The sequence below is a fragment of the Pseudomonas sp. AGC41 genome, from assembly GCF_057334555.1.
In genome coordinates this window covers 99103-102637 of record NZ_JBHFJB010000163.1, presented here as the reverse complement: position 1 = coordinate 102637, position 3535 = coordinate 99103, and the positions used below count along the sequence as shown (strand labels likewise).

Genomic DNA, 3535 nt, shown 5'->3' with positions numbered 1-3535 from the left:
CCCCCCCCCCCCCCCCCCCCCCCCCCCCCCTCCCACAGAGAAAGAAGTTCGCGCAAGGCCTAGCATATGCCCACCGCCCTCTACCGCTTGATCCTCGCCATCGCATTGTTACTGCCGATGGCCTCATACGCCGGCGACGCCGAAGACTTCGTCGCCGCCAACCCGGCCCAGCAGGCCAAGCTCCTGGAAGCCTGGGCCGCGCAGCCCGACCCGGCGCGCGTCGAGCTGATCAACGCCTTGCAGCAAGGCCAATTGACCATCGACGGCCAGCCAAAAACCCTGCGCCTGAACAACCGTTTGCGAGGGCTGATCGAAACCGCTCTCGCCAGCCACCAGCTACTCGCCGTGGATGCCCGCGTACGCCTGACTGCCGCGCAGCAATTGCAAAAAAGTGCCCGCCCCGCGCAACTGGCGTTCCTTGACCGGCAACTGGCCGGCGAGCAGGACGAAGACGTGCATGCCGCCCTGAGCCTGGCCCTGGCGAACCTGCAACTGGTCGATGCCAACCCTTCCGTGCGCCTGGCCGCCGTCCGCCTGTTGGGGGAAACCGGCGACCCGCTGGCCCGCACCCGCCTGGAAACTCTCCTCGAACCCGGCGTCGAAACCGATGCCGCCGTGCGCACCGCCGCTGAAACCAGCCTCGGCCAGGTCAAGCGCAAACTGCTTATCGGCGAGTTGCTGGGCCAGGCCTTCAGCGGCATGTCCCTGGGCTCGATCCTGCTGCTCGCCGCCCTCGGCCTGGCAATCACCTTCGGCCTGCTCGGGGTGATCAACATGGCCCATGGCGAGATGCTGATGCTCGGCGCCTACTCCACGTATGTGGTGCAGATGCTGTTCCAGCGTTTCGCCCCGAACGCCATCGAGTTCTATCCATTGATCGCCTTGCCGGTGGCGTTTTTTATCACCGCGGCCATCGGCATGGCGCTGGAGCGCACGGTGATCCGCCACCTCTACGGGCGCCCGCTGGAAACCCTGCTCGCTACCTGGGGCATCAGTCTGATGCTGATTCAACTGGTGCGCCTGGTGTTCGGCGCGCAGAACGTCGAAGTCGCCAACCCGGCCTGGCTCTCGGGTGGGATCCAGGTGCTGCCGAACCTGGTGCTGCCGTACAACCGCATCGTGATCATCGCCTTCGCGCTGTTCGTGGTCGTCCTGACCTGGCCGCTGCTGAACAAGACGCGCCTGGGCCTGAACGTGCGCGCCGTGACCCAGAACCGCAACATGGCCGCCTGCTGCGGCGTGCCCACCGGGCGCGTCGACATGCTCGCTTTCGGCCTCGGCTCGGGCATCGCCGGGCTCGGCGGCGTGGCTTTGAGCCAGATCGGCAACGTCGGCCCGGATCTGGGCCAGAGCTACATCATCGATTCGTTCCTGGTGGTGGTGCTCGGCGGCGTCGGCCAGTTGGCCGGTAGCGTATTCGCCGCGTTCGGCCTGGGCATCGCCAACAAGATCCTCGAACCGCAGATCGGCGCCGTGCTCGGCAAGATCCTGATCCTTGCGCTGATCATTCTGTTCATCCAGAAGCGTCCGCAAGGCCTCTTCGCGCTCAAAGGACGGGTGATCGACTGATGAACCAGCCCCTGATGCTCACGGCCACACAAAAGGCCGGTCCCAAACTCACCGTTGCCATCGGCGCGGTGATCCTCGCCGTGCTGCTGAGCCTGCCGTTGCTGTCGTTGCTGGCGGCGGACAATCCACTGCACATCTCGGCTTACACGCTGACCCTGGTGGGCAAGATCCTCTGCTATGCCATCGTCGCCCTGGCGCTGGACCTGGTCTGGGGCTACGCCGGCCTGCTTTCCCTGGGCCATGGCCTGTTCTTCGCCCTGGGCGGCTACGCCATGGGCATGTACCTGATGCGCCAGGCTGCGGGTGATGGCTTGCCGGCGTTCATGACCTTTTTATCGTGGAGCGAACTGCCCTGGTACTGGGCCGGCACCGACAGCTTCCTTTGGGCGCTGTGCCTGGTGGTGCTGGCGCCGGGTTTGCTGGCGCTGGTGTTCGGCTTCTTCGCGTTCCGTTCGCGGATCAAGGGCGTGTATTTCTCGATCATGACCCAGGCCCTGACCTTCGCCGGGATGCTGCTGTTTTTCCGCAACGAGACGGGTTTTGGCGGCAACAACGGCTTCACCAATTTCCGTTCGATCCTGGGCTTTGGCATCACCGAGCCGGGCACCCGCGCGGTGCTGTTTTTTGCCACGGTGCTGTTGCTGGTGGCAAGCCTGTTCATCGGCTGGCGCCTGGCCCGCAGCAAGTTCGGACGGGTGCTGACGGCCCTGCGCGATGCGGAAAACCGCCTGATGTTCTGCGGCTACGATCCGCGTGGTTTCAAGCTGTTCGTCTGGGTGTTGAGCGCGGTGTTGTGTGGCCTGGCCGGGGCGCTGTACGTGCCGCAGGTGGGCATCATCAACCCCAGCGAAATGTCGCCGACCAACTCAATCGAAGCTGCCGTGTGGGTGGCCCTTGGCGGGCGCGGTACGTTGATCGGGCCGTTGTTGGGCGCCGGCGTGGTCAACGGCATGAAGAGCTGGTTTACCGTGGCGTTTCCTGAGTACTGGCTGTTCTTCCTCGGGGCGTTGTTCATCGTGGTGACGCTGTATCTGCCCAAGGGCGTGATCGGGCTGCTGAAGAAAAGGGGCGAATCATGAGAATCACCCCAACGGCGGATTTCATGCTCGAACCCATCCTGGAACCCAACAAAGATCAGGGCAGCAGCCGCGACGCCATCGGCCTCGGCCAGGCAGCGGGCGTTGGCCTGAACACCCGCCACGGCACCATCCTGACCCTGGAAGACATCAGCGTCAGCTTCGATGGCTTCAAGGCGCTGAACGATCTGAACCTGTACATCGGCGTCGGCGAACTGCGCTGCATCATCGGCCCCAACGGCGCGGGCAAGACTACGTTGATGGATGTCATCACCGGCAAGACCCGTCCCAGCCACGGCAAGGCCTGGTTCGGCGAAACCCTGGATCTGACCAGCATGAGCGAAGTGCAGATTGCCCAGGCCGGTATCGGCCGCAAGTTCCAGAAGCCGACGGTGTTCGAAGCCCTGAGCGTGTTCGAGAATCTTGAACTGGCGCTCAAGACCGACAAATCGGTATGGGCCAGCCTGCGGGCGAAACTGACCGGCGAGCAGCGCGACCGCATCAGCGAAGTGCTCGAGACGATCCGCCTCACCACCTCCGTCAACCGCGCCGCCGGGCTGTTGTCCCACGGCCAGAAACAGTTCCTGGAGATCGGCATGCTGCTGGTCCAGGACCCGCAACTGCTGCTGCTCGACGAACCGGTAGCGGGCATGACCGACGCCGAGACCGACTTCACCGCCGAGCTGTTCAAGTCCCTGGCCGGCAAACATTCGCTGATGGTAGTGGAACACGACATGGGCTTCGTCGGCGCGATCGCCGATCACGTCACCGTGCTGCACCAGGGCAGCGTGTTGGCCGAAGGGTCGCTGGAGCAGGTGCAGGCTGATGAGCGGGTGATCGAGGTGTATCTGGGTCGCTAGAACGACAAACACTATTGTTCCCTGTGGGAG

The 3535-nt window shown here is 64.2% G+C and carries 3 protein-coding genes; all 3 read left to right on the top strand.

Annotated features, from left to right (window positions below):
• Positions 1 to 66: 66 nt before the first annotated feature.
• The 3 genes from urtB to urtD are packed head-to-tail and all read left to right on the top strand — an operon-like array spanning position 67 to position 3505.
• Positions 67 to 1569 (top strand): urea ABC transporter permease subunit UrtB, encoded by a 1503-nt coding sequence (gene urtB, locus ACE04F_RS28675; protein WP_486111043.1) that lies wholly within the window; start codon positions 67 to 69, stop codon positions 1567 to 1569.
• A complete protein-coding gene (gene urtC / locus ACE04F_RS28670) occupies positions 1569 to 2648 on the top strand; it encodes an urea ABC transporter permease subunit UrtC (protein WP_486111041.1) in 1080 nt (359 codons plus the stop codon). The genes urtB and urtC overlap by 1 nt, the downstream gene beginning before the upstream one ends.
• Entirely contained in the window at positions 2645 to 3505 is an 861-nt protein-coding gene (gene urtD / locus ACE04F_RS28665) for an urea ABC transporter ATP-binding protein UrtD (protein WP_486111039.1), read from the top strand. Before urtC ends, urtD begins: the two co-directional genes overlap by 4 nt.
• Positions 3506 to 3535 lie beyond the last annotated feature (30 nt).

Coding starts and splice junctions, on each gene's coding strand:
- urtB (WP_486111043.1), top strand. CDS start 67: ATGCCCACCGCCCTCTACCGCTTGATCCTCGCCATCGCATTGTTACTG.
- urtC (WP_486111041.1), top strand. CDS start 1,569: ATGAACCAGCCCCTGATGCTCACGGCCACACAAAAGGCCGGTCCCAAA.
- urtD (WP_486111039.1), top strand. CDS start 2,645: ATGAGAATCACCCCAACGGCGGATTTCATGCTCGAACCCATCCTGGAA.